The sequence below is a fragment of the Haloferax larsenii genome (assembly GCF_024730625.1).
Lineage (GTDB): Archaea > Halobacteriota > Halobacteria > Halobacteriales > Haloferacaceae > Haloferax > Haloferax larsenii.
Map to the genome: position 1 here is coordinate 2,069,087 of NZ_CP078063.1, position 19,176 is coordinate 2,088,262.

15 protein-coding genes are annotated in these 19,176 nt (G+C 61.4%); 10 read left to right on the forward strand and 5 right to left on the reverse strand.

The window, feature by feature from the left end; all coding sequences use genetic code 11:
- Positions 1 to 90 precede the first annotated feature (90 nt).
- A complete protein-coding gene (locus tag KU306_RS10795; protein WP_007539586.1) occupies positions 91 to 831 on the reverse strand; it encodes an RAD55 family ATPase in 741 nt (246 codons plus the stop codon).
- A 319-nt stretch (positions 832 to 1,150) separates the two neighbouring features.
- Here KU306_RS10795 and KU306_RS10800 point away from each other — a divergent pair, with 319 nt between their 5' ends.
- The 7 genes from KU306_RS10800 to KU306_RS10830 are packed head-to-tail and all read left to right on the forward strand — an operon-like array spanning position 1,151 to position 8,743.
- On the forward strand, positions 1,151 to 2,611 hold the full coding sequence (locus KU306_RS10800) for a flagella accessory protein C (protein WP_258301924.1): 1,461 nt from the start codon (positions 1,151 to 1,153) through the stop codon (positions 2,609 to 2,611).
- Positions 2,595 to 3,035, forward strand: coding sequence for an archaellum stator protein ArlF (gene arlF / locus KU306_RS10805; RefSeq protein ID WP_074792317.1), 441 nt, complete (start codon positions 2,595 to 2,597; stop codon positions 3,033 to 3,035). Before KU306_RS10800 ends, arlF begins: the two co-directional genes overlap by 17 nt.
- Complete coding sequence (gene arlG, locus KU306_RS10810; RefSeq protein ID WP_007539591.1) at positions 3,036 to 3,482, forward strand: archaellum stator protein ArlG; 447 nt, start codon at positions 3,036 to 3,038, stop codon at positions 3,480 to 3,482.
- Positions 3,479 to 4,228 carry an archaellum protein ArlH gene (arlH, locus tag KU306_RS10815; RefSeq protein ID WP_007539594.1) on the forward strand — a complete coding sequence of 250 codons (750 nt, stop codon included), beginning with the start codon at positions 3,479 to 3,481 and terminating at the stop codon, positions 4,226 to 4,228. The genes arlG and arlH overlap by 4 nt, the downstream gene beginning before the upstream one ends.
- On the forward strand, positions 4,229 to 5,893 hold the full coding sequence (locus tag KU306_RS10820; protein WP_007539596.1) for a type II/IV secretion system ATPase subunit: 1,665 nt from the start codon (positions 4,229 to 4,231) through the stop codon (positions 5,891 to 5,893).
- A 4-nt stretch (positions 5,894 to 5,897) separates the two neighbouring features.
- Entirely contained in the window at positions 5,898 to 7,640 is a 1,743-nt protein-coding gene (gene flaJ, locus KU306_RS10825) for an archaellar assembly protein FlaJ (RefSeq protein WP_258301925.1), read from the forward strand.
- A gap of 53 nt (positions 7,641 to 7,693) precedes the next feature.
- On the forward strand, positions 7,694 to 8,743 hold the full coding sequence (locus KU306_RS10830; protein ID WP_139198268.1) for a CheF family chemotaxis protein: 1,050 nt from the start codon (positions 7,694 to 7,696) through the stop codon (positions 8,741 to 8,743).
- 181 nt (positions 8,744 to 8,924) lie between these two features.
- Here KU306_RS10830 and KU306_RS10835 read toward each other — a convergent pair whose 3' ends face one another.
- Genes KU306_RS10835 through cheB form a run of 4 tightly spaced genes read right to left on the reverse strand, consistent with a single transcriptional unit; the run spans position 8,925 to position 13,962 of the window.
- A complete protein-coding gene (locus KU306_RS10835; protein ID WP_007539601.1) occupies positions 8,925 to 9,791 on the reverse strand; it encodes a CheF family chemotaxis protein in 867 nt (288 codons plus the stop codon).
- A gap of 3 nt (positions 9,792 to 9,794) precedes the next feature.
- Positions 9,795 to 10,634, reverse strand: a complete 840-nt coding sequence (locus KU306_RS10840) for a CheR family methyltransferase (RefSeq protein WP_007539604.1) — start codon at positions 10,632 to 10,634, stop codon at positions 9,795 to 9,797.
- Positions 10,634 to 12,841: a chemotaxis protein CheA gene (locus KU306_RS10845; RefSeq protein ID WP_007539605.1), complete on the reverse strand. Its 2,208-nt coding sequence runs from the start codon at positions 12,839 to 12,841 to the stop codon at positions 10,634 to 10,636. Before KU306_RS10845 ends, KU306_RS10840 begins: the two co-directional genes overlap by 1 nt.
- A 2-nt stretch (positions 12,842 to 12,843) precedes the next feature.
- Complete coding sequence (gene cheB / locus KU306_RS10850; RefSeq protein WP_258301926.1) at positions 12,844 to 13,962, reverse strand: chemotaxis-specific protein-glutamate methyltransferase CheB; 1,119 nt, start codon at positions 13,960 to 13,962, stop codon at positions 12,844 to 12,846.
- A gap of 249 nt (positions 13,963 to 14,211) precedes the next feature.
- Here cheB and KU306_RS10855 point away from each other — a divergent pair, with 249 nt between their 5' ends.
- The 3 genes from KU306_RS10855 to KU306_RS10865 all read left to right on the forward strand — a co-directional run bounded on the left by KU306_RS10855 (position 14,212) and on the right by KU306_RS10865 (position 19,148).
- A complete protein-coding gene (locus KU306_RS10855; protein ID WP_007539611.1) occupies positions 14,212 to 14,682 on the forward strand; it encodes a chemotaxis protein CheW in 471 nt (156 codons plus the stop codon).
- Between the two features lie 182 nt (positions 14,683 to 14,864).
- Positions 14,865 to 16,454 carry a uracil-xanthine permease family protein gene (locus KU306_RS10860; RefSeq protein WP_007539613.1) on the forward strand — a complete coding sequence of 530 codons (1,590 nt, stop codon included), beginning with the start codon at positions 14,865 to 14,867 and terminating at the stop codon, positions 16,452 to 16,454.
- Positions 16,455 to 16,679: 225 nt separating this feature from the next.
- Entirely contained in the window at positions 16,680 to 19,148 is a 2,469-nt protein-coding gene (locus KU306_RS10865) for a DUF5059 domain-containing protein (RefSeq protein WP_258301927.1), read from the forward strand.
- The last annotated feature ends 28 nt before the right edge of the window (positions 19,149 to 19,176 follow it).

Sequence of the window (19,176 nt, forward strand, 5' to 3'; positions counted from 1 at the left end):
GAGTTTCCCCTGACACATCCCGGTAGCGAGTCACGCTGAGCAATAGCTGTCACTGTCGGGGCGCGGGGATACAAAAGATAAGTCGCTACGTTATTCGGTCTCTTCGCCGAACCACGGCGGGGACTCCCCGACCATCGAGAAGCCTGCCGCCTGCTCGTAGACTTTGATTCCACCCTGTGCAATTTCGAGAGGGAACATCGAGTTTTTGATGCTCTGTTTACGCATCTTCGCGACCCAGATGTACCGGTTGCTCGTCGCACCAGCCGGGCTCTGGATGAGGTAGATGTTCCCGTCGGTGAGGAAGTTTTCGAGACCGATGTCCGTCTCCGGGAAGATGGCTGATTGCTCGGTGGTCAGAAGCGAAGTGAGGCCGCTGTCCTTCAGGATGTCGATGAACTTCAGGAGGTATTGGCGCTGGTCCTTCTCGTCCTCGAAGAAGAGCTGGAACATCGTAAGCGAGTCGAGCACGAGCCGGTCGTAGTTGGTGTCTCTCAGGTCGTCGAGAATCCGGTCGAGTGTCGAGGAGAAGTCGCCGTCTCGGAGGAGTGCGTGCTTGTCGTAGACGGTGATTCGTCCCGACTCAACGTACTCCTGCCAGCGGTCGAAGCCGATGGATTCAGCCGCCTGCTGGATGTCGTCTTCCGTCTCTTCGAACGTCAGGTAGATACCTCCCTCGTCGAACTGGTCGACGCCGTTATACAGGTACTGCAGCCCCAGGATACTCTTTCCCGTCCCGGGGTTGCCGCTGATGAGTACCGCGGCATTCTTCACGATCCCGCCGTTCAGGATGGAGTCGAGTCCTTCAACACCGGTTTTGACTAGTTCTGTCATGGTTGTGTTATGGCGAGTGCTGGTTGTCGAACGACCATCCGTTCCGACGCCGGATAATTCTTCTCACCGTTCGTTTGGTCGCCGCAGGATTTATTACAAATCCACTGAGACAGAAATACACAAGTAGAAAATATCTCGACTGATAACGGGACGGGAACTTTCTTGTACCAACTCACGTAGGTTGGACTAATGTTACCTGCTCCCCCGAGTGTGTCGGACCGTCCCGGCCTGTCCGACGACCGGAAGGGTGACAGCTCCCTGCTGGTGCGGGTCACCCAGCCCCCAACGCGGAGGTGCGGCAACCACCACAATCGAGTGGATGGACGACGAAGACGAGGCAGACGCCGGGGACCAAACGGACACCGAGGAGGAAACTATGTCATCAGATGATGGACTTGGATTTGAGGACGATATAGACGATCTCTCCGACGAGTTTGGTGACTTCGGCGACGACCTCGACGACGGATTCGAAGACGACGAATTCGGCGGATTCGACGACGGAAACAACGAGGAAATCGCAGAGCTCGAGGATCGAATCGGCGAACTCGAGAACGAAGTTAGCGCCATCTCGTCCGGGATGAACACGGTTCGCGAAGAGAACAAACAAATCGGCGAGACCGTCGAGGAGCTAGACGATACCATTCGGAAGCTTCTCGACATCTATGAGATGGTCACTCGCGGAATCAACCCGTTTGTCGACGACGCCCGAGAGATGGGCGGACTCGACGCGGGCGGAGCCTTCGGGCTGTTCGAAGGCGAAGAAGAAGACGACGAGCACCTCGACCCCGAGGTTGCGAGTGCCGACGCCGAGACGTTCTTCGACGACGACTTCGGCGAACTCGATGCGGAAGCCGAAGCAGAAGAAGCCGAACGGGCTGCCGAAGACGAACTGGCAGAATCCGAGCGGATGAGCCCGGCAGAGGCGCTCGAAGACGATGCGATGGACGGCGGACTGCCCGAGGAAGACGAAGAGGAAGAAGACGATGCCGGCGGCGGCGGTGCGGGCGGCGCAAGCTTCGACGACCTCAAAGAGCAGTACGAAGAGGAAGGCGGTTGGGACGAAGAAGAGGAAGAAGCCCTTGAGGAAGAAGCGTTCGAGGAAGAGGCGGAAGAAGACGAACTCGACGTTGCGGACGAACCGGAACTCGACGAAGTCGAAGACGACTCCCCCGAAGCGGATGTCGTCGAAGAAGTCGACGAGGAACCCGAAGAAGAAGCAGAACTCGTCGACGAGGAACTCGTTCCCGAACCGGAAGACGAGGTGGAAGAGACGGACGCAGAGTCCGACGACGACGCCGACGACATCGGCGACGTCAAGAAGACGCTCGACGAGCTGGAGGCGGAGTACGCCTCCGCTGCGATGGCGAAAGAGGAACTCAATTCCGAGCCGGAACCAGAACCGGAGCCGGAGTCTACGGCTGCCGACGTGGCAGCGTCCGATGCCTACTTGACCCGTCTGCCAGCGAACTACGTCTCGGAAGTACTCGTCCTCGAATGGGTCGAGACGCTCGTCGAATCAGGTGGCGCACTCGGTGCGTCGCGCGCGCTCCGCCAGTACAGGGAGCAGGACTGGATTTCGCGCGCCGTCGAGAACGAACTCAACACCCACGTCGCCCAACTCGCGGCGTCCATCGACGATGTCGAAGAGACCGACCTTCACATCGAGGACCACCAGACGAGTCTCGCCTACATCAGCCGGCTTGCCGACGACGGCCCAGACAGACAGCTGTTCGAAGAGTTGGTTGCCTACGGAGGGGGTCTGGATGGGATTCGGTGTTAGTGGCTCGACGGCGATTATCTTCCTCGGCGTCCTCATCGCCACGGGGACCCTCTACACGGCGACGTCAAACGCCGCAGAGAACGTCCTCGACGCGCAGGACGCCGAATCTGAGCGCGCCCTTGAGCGGACGAACACCGAGATTACCATCGCAAACGCGACGTACAACTCGACGAGCGACGTGCTCTCGGTCAACGTCACGAACACCGGAGCCACGACGCTGGAGGTCGACGAGACGACGTTACTCGTCGACAACGAGTACACGGCCCCCGGGAGTACCAGTGTCGACGGGGATACGACGACGAACCTGTGGTACGCCGGGCAGAACCTGACGATGAACTACACGACCACGACGACTCCCTCTCGCGTGAAAGTCGTCACCAGTACTGGCGTGGCCGTGACGAACGAAACGGTGGTGGTGAGCTAGATGGCAGACATCTCCGTGCCGAGTCTCATCCTGTTCATCGCCAGTATCGTCGTCGCCGCCGGTGTTGCCGGTGTCCTTATCGACACTGTCACCGGTATCAGCAGCTCGCTCGACGAGCGCGGCGGCGACGTGAGCAGCGACATCAGAACCGACATCGAAGTCATCAGCGACCCGGAAGGCGGTGGTCTCTACGACGACGGGAACGACAACCTCTCCGTGTACGTCAAGAACACCGGTGTCCGGTCGCTCCCCGCGACCAGCGAAGGTTTCGACGTCATCGTAGACTCAGAGTACCAAACCGACGTCACTGTCACGGTCGTCGATGGAGCCGAGTGGCGTCCGAGCAACGTAGTGCGAGTCGACATCGGCGTCGCACTCAACTCGGGCGACCACCGTCTGAAACTCATCGTCGACGGTGACGAGGAGGTGTTTGAATTCCGAACATGAGCAGTAATCAATTCTCTCTCGGACTGAACGAGCACGACCGTCTCGAAAAGGAACTCGGCGGCGGCATTCCAAGCGGCGCTATCGTCCTCATCGAAGGCGACTACGGTGCCGGAAAGAGCGTGCTGTCGCAACGATTTAGCTACGGCTTCTGCGAAGAGGACGCCATCGTGACGCTCGTCTCTACTGAGTTGGGTGTCAGAGGGTTCCTCGACCAGATGCACTCGCTGTCGTACGACATCGTCAAACACCTGCTGAACGAACAAATCGTGTTCCTGCAGGCAGAAATCGACAGCGGCGGGACGCTCTCCGGCAAGAGCGACAAGGAGCGAAAGCAGTTGCTCCGCCGGCTGATGGACGCAGAGACGATGTGGGAAGCGGACGTCATCATCATCGACACGTTCGATGCGATTCTCCGCAACGACCCGCAGTTCGAAGCGCTCGTCCGTCAGAACGAAGAGCGACAGGCAGCCCTCGAAATCATCTCCTTCTTCCGGGAGCTGACGACGAAGGGCAAAACCATCATCCTGACCGTCGACCCCTCGTCGGTCGACGACAGTTCAATCGGCCCGTTCCGGTCGATTGCCGACGTCTACTTCGAACTCGAAATGGTCGAGGTCGGAAACGACGTTCGCCGGAACATCTTCGTGAAGCGCTTTGCGGGGATGGGTCAACAGGTCGGTGACCGCGTTGGTTTCTCCGTCCGCTCTGGAATCGGCATCGTCATCGAATCGAGGAGTGTTGCATAAATGGCGACTGAACACGGCTCCGCCAAACTCTCGGACGACCTCAAGCGGCTGGCGATGCAGTGGCCGCACCTGCGGGACCACCTGAAGCGGTTCCGCCAGATTACGGGTGAGTTCCCCATGCTCGTCGACGAGCCGGGAGACTACGAGTCGCGGCGCCCCAACATCATCTACCACCTCGGTGGGCCCGTGTTCTGCCAGATATACGGCAACTTCGGTGAGACGACGAAGTACTACACCATCGAACCGGAGATGGAGGACGACGAACTCGAACTCTTCAACCGGGTCAAAGACAAGCTCCTCGAACGGAGTGTGTCGAAGCCAGCACCCGAAGAGAACGCAGACTACGAGGAGCGAATCGACGAACTCCTCGAAGAAATCGTCCACATCGAGGGCGAAGACCGTGGCCCGCTCGGGTCGGTCGCCAAGCGCCTCGACGTCGGTGGCATCGAAGTCACCCAGCACGTCTACGACAAGATACGATACCGCCTCGTCCGCGACATCGTCGGGCTTGGCCCGCTCGAACCCATCATGCGCGACCCGGAGAACGAGGACATTCACGTTATCGGACCCCGCCAGGTCGACGTCGACCACGGGACCTTCGGGTTGCTCGAAACGAGCGTCGAGTTCGACAACGAAGAGCAGTTCGACAACTGGCTTCGCAACATGGGTGAACGGATGGGTGACCCCGTCTCCGACGCCCACCCCATCGTCGACTCGACGCTACCGGACGGGTCGCGTATCAACATCATTTACTCCGACGACGTGTCGCTGAAAGGCTCGTCGCTCACCATCCGTCAGGGTGACGACATCCCGCTTTCGGTCTTCCAGATTGCGAAGTGGGGGACGCTGTCGCCCGAACTCGCGGCGTATCTCTGGATTGCACTAGAGAACGAGCGCACGATATTCGTGGTCGGCGAGACGGCGTCGGGGAAGACGACGACGCTCAACGCCATCCTCTCGTTCATCCCGCAAGACTCGAAGATATACACGGCGGAGGACACCGCAGAAGTGCTGCCGCCGCACGACACGTGGCAGCAGCTCCTCACGCGTGAGGGGCGCGGTTCGGACTCCGAGGTCGACATGTTCGACCTCGTGGCCGCAGCACTGCGTTCTCGCCCCGACTACATCATCGTGGGGGAGGTTCGTGGTGAGGAAGGTCGGATGGCGTTCCAGGCGGCACAGACCGGTCACCCGGTCATGCTGACGTTCCACGCTTCCGACATCGTCTCGATGATTCAGCGTTTCACCGGAGACCCCATCAACGTCCCCGAGACGTTCATGAGTAACTGTGACATCGCACTCTTCCAGAACCGGGTGAAACGCGGTGACCAGATTCTGCGCCGTGTGACGAGTGTGCAGGAAATCGAAGGGTACTCCAAGGAGATGGGTGGTGTTGTTACTCGTGAGACGTTCTACTGGGACCCGGTCAACGACGACATCATCTTCCAGGGGATGAACAACTCCTTCATCATGGAACAGAAGGTTGCGACGCTCCTAGGATACGACGACACGCGGAAAATCTACGACGACATCAAGTTCCGGGCGGAACTCATCCGTCGGGCGATTCAGGAGAACGTCCTCGGGTACCACGAAGTGAACGAACTCATCGAGGACTTCCAGCGCGACGGCGTGGAAGGTCTCCCATTCGACATGGCGAGGGTGTAACGATATGGCAGAGGAGATGGGCGCAACGGTGCAGGCGATTCAGGTCCGCGACTTCGTTCGCGACATCATCGAGTCGTACGAAAAGATGCCGATGGAGCTTCCTCGGTACATGCTTTTCGTCCTCGGGCCTGCCGTGCTGTTCTTCCTCCTCTCTCTCGTCGGAGCGATTGCACTACCGCTTCCCATCCTGGTTCGGATTCCAATCTTCCTCCTCGGCGGGCTGTTGCTCGGGGCTGCGGTGCTTTACCCGCGACTCCTCGTCGAGCAGACCCGCCGCGGGCTCGAAAACCAACTGCACCTGCTCATCACCCACATGACGGTGCTGTCGACGACCAACATCGACCGCGTGGCCGTCTTCCGGACGCTGGCGCACGAAGAGGAGTACGGTGAACTGGCGACCGAGATGAATCGCATCGTCCAACTCGTCGACGCGTGGAACCAGTCGCTCGACGACGCGTGTCAACGGCGGGCGCGCGAAGTGCCGTCGAAGCCGCTTGCGGACTTCCTCGACCGGCTGGCGTACTCCATCAACGCCGGGCAGAGTATCGACGACTTCCTGCTCGGTGAGCAGAACGCGATGATTCAGAAGTACATCACAGTCTACGAGAGTGCACTCGGGAACCTGGAGGTCATGAAGGACCTGTACCTCTCGATGATTCTCTCGATGACCTTCGCTATCATCAATGCCATCGTGCTTCCCATCCTCACCGGGACGGACGCGACGATGACCATCGGTGCGGTCATCGTGCTCTTCGTCTTCGTTCAGTTGGGCTTCTACTTCGTCATTCGGACGATGTCGCCGTACGACCCACTGTGGTACCAGCAAGGCGAGTACCGGACCAAAGCGGACCGGCAGATAGACATCACGCTCTACGGGGCAGTCGGCCTCTCTATCGTGATGGTGCTCGTCCTCGCGTTAGGGACGTTCAACCTGACCGTGGTCGGTGAGATTATCCGCCCAATCATGCTCGACCTCCCGATTCCGCTCCTCATTTCGACGCCGCTGACGCCGCTTGCAGTCCCCGGCATCGTCGCTCGGCGACACGAGAAGAAGATTCACGAGCGCGACGAGGAGTACCCGGGATTCATCCGCGCGCTCGGTGCATCCGAGACGGCGAAACAGAGCACGACGACGGACGTGCTGGAGACGCTCCGTACCAAAGACTTCGGCGTTCTCACGCGGGAAATCGACCGGCTGTACACTCGGCTCCGGATGCGTCTCGACCCCGACCTGTCGTGGTTCTTCTTCACCGCCGAGTCGAGTTCGTACCTCATCCAGAAGTTCAGTGAGATGTACAACGCCGGTCGGTCGATGGGTGGGAAGCCGAAGCAACTCGGTGAGCTTATCAGCCGGAACATGGCGGAGGTCATCAAACTCCGCCGGCAGCGCAAACAGTCGACGGTCACCCTCATCGGTGTCCTCTACGGCATCACCGCGTCTGCGTCGTTCGCGTTCTTCATCGGACTCGAAGTCGTCGAGATTCTCGCGTCGTTCTCGACGCAGATGAACCTCGACAGCCTCCAGTTCGGGACGCTCATCTACGCAGGCGTCTACGACGTCCCGTTCATCGAGTACATGCTTACGCTTATCATCCTGTTCAACGCACTCCTCTCGTCGTTGATGATACGGATGGTTGACGGTGGTCACAAAGCGAACGCGTACCTCCACTTCGTGATGCTGGTTTGGGTGGGTTCGCTGATGGCCGTTGCGACGTCGTCGCTCGCAGGAGCTCTGATCAGTGTATGACGGACAAACGAAGGCAGGCAGGACAGTCTAACTCGGGCGAATCGGACGATAAAATGGTCCAGAGTGCGCGTTCTCGCGCGCCAGAAGGTGGCGACGTCGCGAAGAGCGACCTCCTTCAAGCGTACCGACGGCAGAAGTCGGAACCCGAGGACGACGAACAGAACAAGAAACAAAAGAAGCGAAAGAAGCCGAAGCGAACGTCGAGCGGCGAGTCCATCGTCGTCGACTTCGTCGCGAACTTCGTCGCTGGGGGGAACGCCTCGTTCGAACCGGTCAAAGGCCGGGTGTTGATGAGCGAGCAGCGACTCATCCTCGCGACGTCGGAGGCGAAGACCAACATTCCCATCGTCTCGATATTCGACATCGCCGTGGGGCAGGTCCCACAAGAAGTCGAGGAGTTCTTCGACTACACGGTGATGGTCGGCTACACCAACGGTCGACGCCGGGCGACGACCGTCATCGGTGGCGACCGCGACACGATAGAGAAGTTCTCGCTGCTGTTGTTCCGTGCAGTTCTCAACGGGTCGCAAGCGATGGTCAGACATCCCGCCCGTATCGGTGGGCGCGTCCTCGACACCGACCGCAAGCCGACCGGGCTGCACCTGGATTACGAGGCCGTCACCTTCCCGGACGACGACGGGGCACTCACGGAGAACGGAGAGCCGTTCCACATCGACCTCGCGAGCGTCATCTTCTTCGAGGTGTTGGAGCGAACCGTCGAAGACGAGTCACGACTTGTCCTCTCGGTGCAGCACGTCAGGGACGGACAGACCGTCACCTCCGAGATATCACTCAAGTCACGCCGGAAGATGAACATCCTCGGCCGGTATCTCCGGTTGGTCTACCACTGGATCAAATCCGAGGTGCGCAACATCGAACTCACCGAGGAAGGTCTTGAGGTGCTCGTCGGTCTCTACTCGACCGGTGAGATGGCCGCGGAGGTGGACTTCAGCGAACTGCTCGACGTCGACCAGGCCGTTCTCGACGAGAAACTGGAGAAACTCTACGACGAAGACCTCATCGACGACGACACGCTGCCGGCCTCGCTCACGCCGCAAGGTCGGTTTATCGTCAACGAGGAAATCGAAGACGTCAACGTCTGACGGCTTCGAAGCCTGCCTTTTCGGCTCCTGGGTTTCCGTTCTGTCTGTGTTGGTTTTCAGACTGCGCTGTTTGTGTTGTCTGTGCTGTCCGTGTTCTCTGTCCTGTCCAGTAGAGACGACGAAGGCGTCGTCACTCTCGATACGAAACACGAACACCAGAAACCGATGACCGGGTGAGTGGCTACTGCTCGTTGATGGCGTCAGACGCGATACTGCGGCCACGTGCGTTGAGTTGCACTTCGCGGCGGACTCGAATCTCGTCGACCACGTTGTGGTCGATGAGTCGCTGAAAGAGTTCTTCGACCTCGTCCACGTCGAGGCCGAGGAAGTCCGGAATGTCGAACGGCGAGACACCGGAGTAGAGTGCGGTGAGAACCTGCTTGTCGGTCTCGCTCAGTTCGATGGACGTCTCTGAGAGTTCTTCACCCTCTCGGAGAAGCGTATAGAGGAACGTAATCGCCCGCTCGGACCCGGAGATGTACGTCTGGAGACTCGTCCCCTCGTCGTCCGAGTGTTCGACTTCGATGACGCTTCGAGACTGGTCGATAATCGTCCGCTCGCCGGTCTTGATGTCGCCGATGTCGTCGAGTCGAATCTCGACGAACTTGCCACCGACGGTCGCCATGCTCACTGCTTCTTCTTCGACTTTCAGCCGAGACTTCTCCCACTCGGTGTTTTGAACCACACCACCAGCGACCGCTGGGTGCCGAGCGAGGAACTGCTCTGAGTTCAAAAGCGCCCCGAAGAAGTCCACCTCGAACTCGTCGTAATCGACGGGGGCGAGGAGTAAGACCCCAGAGGGGATATGGAGGCTGAAGTAGTCCGAGACGGTTGCGATGCGCTGGTTCACGTCGAACCGCCCACCGAGCTTTTCGATTTTCGGGAGGGGTATCGTCCGCTTCCCGCCGGTCCCTGCCAATATTAGTCGTTTATTTGACAGGAGAATCCGGCCGCTCGTCCAGTTCACGTCGTGCATCTCCCGGCCGTCTTTTATCACCTGGAGGAAGCGGCCGCGCGTGTCTCCAAGTTTTTGCTCACCGGGTTTCATCAGTCACCTCTCCTGGTCGTCTCGTGCGCGGTAGATGCGCAAGCGCTTTTCTACCGGTTCGAACTGACCGCGACAGCTGGGTGGAATCGTCTCCGTCATGCCGATGGTCAGGTAGCCGTCCTCTTTGAGTGCCGACCCGAGCGTCTCGAACACTGCACGTTTTGACTCGGCATTGATGTAAATAAAGAGGTTACGACAGACGACCAAATCGAAGGTCCCCGGCGGGTCCTGGCGAATGAGGTCGTGGCGTTTGAACTCCACCATGTCGGTGACAGCGTCGGCGACGCGGAACACGTCGTCGTCGCGTTCGACGTAGCGCTCCCAGTTTCCGATGGGGTCGAGTTGCTCGGCGACGTCGTTCGTCTCCGACGCTCGGTACTCCGCCGCTCTGGCGGCCCGGAGTATCTCACGCTTGATGTCCGTGCCGGTGATTTCGATGCGACGCTCGTCTATCTGGCTGTCGTCGTGAGCGAGCATGCCCAGCGAGTACGCCTCGCGGCCGTCGGAACAGGCGGCGCTCCAGATTTTAATCGGGTCGCGTCTGCTCCCCTTTTTGCTCAAGTCACGGAGCACGTCTCTGAGCGCCTCCCAGACCTCGGGGTTGCGGAAGAAACTCGTGACGTTCACCGAGAGCGCGTCGAGGAGTTCCTGCTGTTCGTCTTCGTCTTCTTGCAACAGTTCGTGGTACTCGTCGTAGTCGTCGACGCGCCGACGCCGCATCCGCGCGGAGATGCGCCGGTCGAGGTACGCGTCGTTGTAGGAACTCGTCTGGAAGTGCAGCGAGTTCTCGACGTACTCCAAGAGCGGTTCGAACGACGGGTCGTCCTCACGTGGAGACGGCATTAGTCCGCTGCCTCCTCGGAACTACCGGGGAGTTCGGTGGGGTCGACTTCGTACATCGCTCGCTTGCCCTCGTCCGGCATCTCCAGCGTGGAGACGTCGAGAATCGGGATGACGTTCCCGTCACCGATTACCGCCGTGCCGGAGAGTCCGTCGACACCCGAAAGCGGCCCTTGGAGAGGCGTCACGACGACTTCCTCTTGCTTCGTCACGCCGTCGCAGTGAAGCGCCACCTGTCTGTCGTCGGGGCGGATTCGGACGACCATCCCGCGGTCGGGGTCGGGAGAGTCGATTTCCAGCGCCTCGCGGAGACGGATGAGCGGGAAGATGGTGTCCTCGTGGACGATGACTTCCGCGCCGTTGACCGTCTGGACGCGGTCGCGGCGGCTGATTTCGTCGATGTACTTGATTGGGACGCCGAACTCGCGGTCGTCGACCTGCACGAACAGGACCTTGATGATAGCGACCGAGACGGGGAGTCGAATCTTGACCGTGCTGCCTTCGCCCGGTTCGCTCTCGACCGACACCGACCCGTCGAGCGATTCGACGGTCGTCTTGACGACGTCCATCCCGACACCGCGGCCGGAGACGTCGGTAATCTCGTCGTTGGTCGACAGTCCGGGGTGGAAGATGTAGTCGAAGACTTCCGAGTCGGGCATCGCGTTCATCTCTTCGCGCGTCTCGACGCCCTCGGAGACGACCTTGTCGCGGACGGCGTCGGCGTCGATACCGCTGCCGTCGTCTTCGACGGTCACGATGACCGTGTCGTGTTGCCGCCGGGCGGAGAGCTTGATGGTCCCCGTTCGTGACTTCCCGTTTGCCTCACGCACGTCCGGTTCTTCGATGCCGTGGTCGACGGCGTTCCGAAGGACGTGCATCAGCGGGTCCGAAATCTCGTCGAGGATGGTGCGGTCGAGTTCGATGTCCTCGCCCTCCACCTTGAACGACACCCGCTTGTCCTGTTCGCGAGCGAGGTCGCGGACGAGACGCGGGAACTTGTCGAACACCTTCTTCAGCGGGATGAGCCGCATGTCCATGACGGTGTTCTGGAGGTTCGAGGATATCTTGTCCAGCTCGTCGAGGGTGTCGAGCGCCGTGTGTTTCTCCTCGTCGATAGCGTTTCGAAGCTTGATTCGACTCGTCACCAGTTGCTCGACGAGTTCGTGGAGTTCGTCGAGTTGGTCGACGTCGACGCGGACGGACTTGACGGCGGATATCGACCGCGTCTCTTCTTTCTTGTCACCGTCGTCGTCGGACTTCTTGGTCTTCGAACCGCTCTTCGTAGAGGAAGACGACGACCCCGACTCGTCGGTGGAACCGCTCTCTGGCGAGTCGCCATCGTCTGCGCTCTCGTCGTCTGCGCCCTCGCCGTCTGCGTCTTCGGACGAGTCGGTCGCGTCCTCTGCTGTCTCGCTCGCGTCTGCGTCCGTGCCTGCCTCGGCTTCGACGTCGATGTCACCGTCGAGAGCCTCTGAAACGTCCGTCGCTTCGATAGCGGAGAGCTTCCAGAGCCCCTGGAAGTCGCTCTCGACGCTCTCCGGCGAGTCGTCGGCGATGAACAGGTCGAATCCGTCGTCGAACTCGCCGTTTTCGATAGCGTCACGCGGGGGATTCATCCCGGCGACGTCGATTTCTTCCGGGATACCGCTGAGGAAGATACCGGCGTCGACGCCAGCCATGTCGCCCGCGTCGAGTTCGATGCGGGCGTGGGTTAGCTGTGTAGCCTCGACAGCATCGACGTCGACGGTTTCGGCGGCGAGTGCGACGAGGTCGACTTCGGTATCGTCGTCGGCTTCGTCAGGTGCCGCCGCGTTCGAGTTTCCCTCCTCAGCTCCCGATTCGACGGCCGCCCGAATCTCGTCGACCGTGTCGGTCGGGTCGATAGTGGACTCGCCGTTTTCTTCGATGTCGTGGAGAATCTCGACGATGAGGTCCATCCCGTCGAAGACGAGGTCCATCCGCTCGGGCGTCACGTCGAGTCGCCCGTGGCGAATCTCGTCGAGGAGGTCCTCGACGGCGTGTGCGACCGTCGCGGCGTTGTCGAAGCCCATCGCGCCGAAGTTCCCCTTCAGCGTGTGGGCCTGCCGGAAGATGTCGTCTATCGCTTCCGTGTCGTCCGGATTCGACTCCAGCGACAGAAGCGAGTTGTTCAGTTGCGTGATGCTCTCTTCGCTTTCCGTGATGAATGCTTGGTAGAGTTCTTCGTCCATGGTCAGGTAGTAAGGCCTCGGAGTGCTTCGTCGGTGATGCGGTCGTCGGGTGCGACAGTGTCGACACACCCTGCCTCGATGGCGCGCTTCGGCATCCCGAAGATAGCTGACGTTTCTTCGTCCTGTGCGACCGTGTGGCCGCCCGCGCGGCTGATGCGGGACATGCCTTCGACACCGTCGCGGCCCATCCCCGTCAGGAGGACGCCCGCGAGTGGCGCGTCGACCACCTCTGCGGCCGACGACATCGTGAGGTCGATTGCCGGTTTGACACCGTGAAGTGGGTCATCGTCGGAGAGCTCGAGTTTCAGGCGGCCGGCGCGGTCACCCGTCACGAGGAGGTGTGACCCGCCGGGCGCGATTCTGATTTCGCCCGGGCCGATTCGCTCGCCGTCGGTCGCCTCTTCGACGTTGTATTCACATCGCGCGTCGAGGCGAGCCGCGAATCGCTTCGTGAATCCCGCGGGCATGTGCTGGACGACGATTGCGCGCAGTCCGGCCTCCTTCGGGAGCGCAGCGAGGACGCGCTCGACGACGTTCGGCCCGCCGGTCGATGCACCGATGATGAGTGTCGAACCCTCTTCGGGAAGCTGTTCTGTGTCCCCCTTCGACGACGCCGGTGACGCACTGGTTGCGGTCGACGTCGACGCCGATGTCGACGCGGATGCTGTCGTCGTCGGAGATGGCCGCGACTTGTTGGCCGCCGAGAGGTCCACTGCCGCAGCGGACTGAATCTTCTCGACGAGTTCGCGCTTGACACGCGGCATCTCGGAGGTAACTTCACCACCAGGTTTCGTCACGAAGTCGACCGCGCCTCGGTCGAGTGCTTCGAACGTCACGTCCGCGTCCTCCTCGGCGTGTGCCGAGAGCATCAAGATGGGAGTCGGACACTCGTCCATGATGGCCTCGACGGCGTCGAGACCGTTCATCTCCGGCATCTCGATGTCCATCGTCACGACGTCGGGGCTGTGTTCTTGGACCACGTCGATAGCCTCGCGTCCGTTTCCGGCCTCGGCGATTACCTCGACGTTAGCGTCTTCGAGGAGGGTCCGAATCAGCGTCCGCATGAATCGTGAGTCGTCGACGACGACAGCGCGCGTCGTCTCGTCGGTGGACGCACTCATCGGTGCCACCCAGTAGAACACACCCGGTAACCCGCAGCACGCACTGCTACAGGGCGCTGTCGATGGCTCGGAGGAGTCGTCAGTATGCCGTTTCGTTCACCGCTCATCTATCTCCGAGGTTCGGAAATCGGATATATAAACGCTCGGCGAGGAGAATCACGGCTGATAATCGGGTACGTACCTTTATGGCCTAAATCCGTGGATTCCTGGATAGACAGGGGGCGGCGCGTGTCGCCGCCGGATTCCACCATGAGACAGGATTCAATCACGACGGACGTGGCAGAAGAGGACGTCGAGGAAGACTCTGGAAAAGAAGTCCAAGTACTGGAATTCAAGCTGGGTCCCGAGACGTACTGTGTCGACATCGAATACGTGAGCGAAATCGTCGACAAGGGGCAACTTACGGGCGTCCCGAACGCACCGAACTACGTCGACGGCGTCATGGACCTCCGCGGTCGGACGACCTCCATCATCAATCCGAAGACGCTTCTCAACATCGACGACGACGGCGAGTCCAAGCGCATCGTCATCTTCGACCCCGGCAAGTTCGAAGACGAAGCGGCGACCGGCTGGCTCGTCGACGAGGTCTACCAGGTCGTTCGCGTCTCGGAAAACGAAGTCGAGGACCCGCCGATGGAGAAAGACGACTCTATCGAGGGCATCATCAAGCGCGACGGCGACCTCGTCGTCTGGATTTCACCGGTCCACGCCATCGAGTAAGTCGCCGACGCGACATCCCACCTCGTTCTCCCGTTTCTGTTTTCTGACACGTAGTTGTAGCTGTAGTAACAGCTTCTCGGGCGCTGAATGGCGACCTCGTCGTGGTGAAAAGGAGGACATATATATTTTCAGTAGAATGCTGGAACAACCATGCTCGGGAGATATCCACCGTGTACGGGGGGATGGTCGTGACCGACGACTCATCCTCTTCGTTCGTGCAGTACGGTATCGACGACAAACCACCCCTTCCAACCTCTCTCCTTCTCGGCGTGCAACACTACCTCACGATGGTGGGCGCCAACATCGCCGTTCCCCTGATTCTCGCCGGTGTCCTCGGAATGCCCGACGAGGTCGTGCCGCGTTTCGTCGGCACGTTCTTCGTCGTCTCCGGCATCGCCACGCTGATGCAGACGACGTTCGGGAACCGCTACCCCATCGTGCAAGGTGCGCCCTTCTCGATGCTGGCACCCGCAATCGCCGTCATCGGCGTCGTGAAAGCGACCGATCCGGCAGGGGTCGCGTGGCAGTCGGCGCTGTTGCAACTCCAGGGCGCAATCATCGTCGCCGCGGCGGTCGAGGTGCTCGTCGGCTACTTCGGCCTCCTCGGGCGGCTTCGCAAGTTCATCTCGCCGGTGGTCATCGCGCCGACCATCGCCCTCATCGGGCTCTCGTTGTTCGACGTTCCGCAGGTCACGTCGGCCACCAACAACTGGTGGCTGCTCGGCCTCACGCTCGCGCTTATCGTCCTCTTCTCGCAGTACCTCGACACCACCCATCCGGCGTTCAAGCTCTTTCCGGTGCTTCTCGGCGTCTTCGTCTCGTACGTCATCGCCGCGGCGCTCTCGCTGACTGGCTACATCACGCCGGGTGCACCCGGATTCGTCGACTTAGCCTCGGTCGCGAGCGCGCCAGCACTCATGCCAATCTACCCGCTCCAGTGGGGCTTCGCGGGCGGCGCGGGCACGACGACTGTCGCACTTCCCGTCGTCGGAACCGTCGCGTTCGGTATCCCGCAGTTCACGACCTCGTTCATCATCGGCATGCTCGCTGGCGTCGCCGCCTCGATGGTCGAGTCCTTCGGCGACTACCACGCTGTCGCTCGTCTCTCGGGTGTCGGCGCACCCTCCGAGCGCCGTATCAACCACGGCATCGGTATGGAGGGGCTGATGAACATCTTCTCGGCGGTCATGGGCGGGAGTGGCTCGACCTCCTACTCCGAGAATATCGGCGCAATCGGCCTGACTGGTGTCGCCTCCCGCTACGTCGTGCAGGTCGGCGCTGGCGTCATGCTTCTCATGGGCTTCGTCGGCTACTTCGGCCAACTCATCGCGACCATTCCGGGGCCAATCGTCGGCGGCCTCTACATCGCCATGTTCGGCCAAATCGTCGCTGTCGGCCTCTCGAACCTGAAGTACGTCGACCTCGACTCGTCGCGCAACATCTTCGTCATCGGCGTGGCGATGTTCGCCGGGCTGGCGATTCCGGCGTACATGGGTAACGTCGGCAGTGCCGAGACGTTCAGACAGGGCATGAGCCAAGTCGCCGTCCTCGGTCCCATCCTCGGGAGCCAAATCATCGCTGATACAATCTTCGTCATCGGTTCGACCGGCATGGCGGTCGGCGGACTGTTCGCGTTCTTCTTCGACAACACCATCGAGGGAACCCGCGTCGAGCGCGGCCTCGAAGAGTGGGAAGACACCGTCGAAGAAGACGGTGAGTTCACGTCTGCTATCGACCGCCTCCGCGACGACGCGCCGTCGACTGCCGACTGAGTCGCGGCACTCTCTGCGTCTCTTTTGGCGGTATCATCGACTGGAGTGTTCGGGGACACGAACAGTAGCGACCAGCGGTCAGAGTGTCCAATGAACCGAATAGCTCGCTAGTTTTTAGGACACCCAAAAATAGCGGGTAACGGGCGAGTTGGCACTCCTTACCACAGTTTTTGGCCGACCTAAACTTCGAAGACCTTTTATTTGTTTAGGCGAGCCTAAAGATTGATGACGTACTCACGACGGACACTGTTGAAGACGACAGGGTTGGCAGTCGCGACTGCTGGCCTCGCAGGATGTAGCGGCCAAGACGACGCGTCGGCCAAAACGAAAACGACGACCGGTTCGTCCGAGACGGAGACCGACGAGGCCGAGACGACGGCGCAGGCCGATGTGACGGTCGACGCGTCTGTCGCCGTCGCCGCCGAGTGGAACGTGATGCGTGCTCGGCTGTACGATTCTATCGCACTCGCGACCGCTGGCCATCTCGGAAGCGCCGGACAGGTCACACAGGACGTGTTCAAGCGCTTCGAAGGTGCGTCGGGCGAGTGGGGTGCCCACGAACAGCTCGAAGCGACGAACAAGGAGAACTACGAGACGTTCGAGGAGCACCTCGGCGGGGCACAGGAGGCCTTCTCGAACGGCAACGCCGGTGAGGGGACGGACCTCGCACGGCAGGCGTCCAACAACCTGCTCGCCGCACAGCGCGGGCGCGTCGACGCCGCCGTCGTCGATGCACTCGACGTCCTCCTGTTCGGTGCTCGCGCCCGCGACGTGGAGATGCTCGCCGCCGCCGGCGAGGTCGAGGCCGCCGCGACGCTCGCACACGACGTGTACGAGTCCTTCGAATCGGCGTCCGCACACGACGCCCTCGAAGACGCGTCCGGTGAGCTGTACGAGGCCTTCGAAGGCGGTATCGAAGGTGCCGCCGACGCGGACGATGCGGATTCGATTCAGCAGTCCGCTCGCGCCGCCGCCGACGCGACGGTCGAAGCGAGCTACGAACTCGCTCCCGAGAGCGTCGCCGGCGCGACTCACCTCGCACTCATGCAGTCTGTCGGCTTCGACGCCGAGGTGCTCGCCGGTCTCGGCGGCCCCGGCGACGACTACGCTCACGCCGCGTCGCTCACGCTCTACCGCGCCCGCGCGGCCGACGTCGCGTGGCTCGTCGCACAGGGCAAAAGCGAGTTCGCCGCGACGCTCGCTGGCGACGTCTTCGCTCACTTCGAAGGCGCACGCGCACACGAAGCGCTCGAAGAGGCCGACCACGACGCCTACGAAGGCTTCGAAGGCGGTCTCGAATCGCTGAAGTCGGCCGCGGAGTCGGGCGACGCCGAGGCGACCGCCGACGCGCTCGCCACGGTCGACGAGAACCTGCTCACCGGCGTCTCGGCACTCGCTGGCGAGGGCGCGACCACGCTCGAAGCGGCGTTCTTCCGCGCTCGCCTCGCCGACGCCCGCGAACTCGTCGAACTCGGGGCGACCGACCGCGCCGCGTCCATCGCTGAAGGGCTCTTCGGCCGGTTCGAAGAGAACGAGGCCGACATCCACGAGGCCGTCGAGCACGAGTCCGAAGAACTCTACCACCGCTTCGAGGAAGAGCACCTCGCAGGCCTCGTCGACGCCGCGTCGGCAGGAAACGCCGAGAAAGCAATCACGCACGCCGAAGGCGCGATGGACGCGCTCTTCGAGTTCGAAGCAGCCGTCAGCACGACCGCGGAAGTCTCGGCCGCCGAAGCGGCGTTCTTCGGCGCTCGCGGCTTCGACGCTGCCGGTCTCGCGACGCTCGACTCCTCGGATCGCGCGTCTGACGTCGTCTCGTCCACCTTCGAATTCTTCGAGACGGGCGCCGGCGGCTACCACGGGGCGCTCGAAGACGCCGACCACGACCTCTACGAGTCGTTCGAAGGCGCGCTCGGCGAGGTTCGGACCGCGGCCGAAGAGGGCGGCGACACCTACGGCGCGGCGAAGACGTACAACCAGAAGGCGGTCGATTCGATGTACGCTGTCGTGGCGAACGCTGCTGCTGACGCGGGTCTCGCGGCCGCCGCGTCTGGACTCATGAGTGGCGTCTTCCAGACCTTCGAGGGCGCTCGCGTCCACGAAACGCTGGAGGAATCCGACCACGGTGCGTACGAAGGCTTCGAAGAGAAGCTCGGCGCGTACGTCTCGGCACTCGAAGACGGCGGCGACGTTGACGCGTCCGCAGAAGCCTACGCGACTGCGACGCTCCGCGCCCAGTTCGCCGTCGTCGGTGCAATCGACAAGGCACCGTCTGCCGACTCGTCGTCACACGGTCACGACCACGGAAGCGAAGAGACCGAACTGTCCGGTGGTCCGAACGTCGTCGAGGGCGTCCCCGAAGACGCCGACCACGTCGTGAAGATGAAGGCCGTCGCGTTCGAGCCCGCCGAACTGACCGTGAAGGTCGGCGACACGGTCGCATTCGAGCACGCGGGCGGCGAGCCACACTCGGTGACTGCCTACGGCGACAAGATTCCGGAGGGTGCCGCCTACTGGGCGTCCGGCGGATTCGAGTCGCAGGACGCCGCAGAGACCGGTTGGGACGAAGGCAAGGGGGCCGTCCAGTCCGGCCAGTCCTACGTCCACACCTTCGAGACGGCCGGCGAACACGGCTACTACTGCGTCCCGCACGAAGCAGCGGGCATGACGGGGGAGATAATCGTCGAGGAATAGGCTGACCTTCCCACGGCCCCGCACGTCC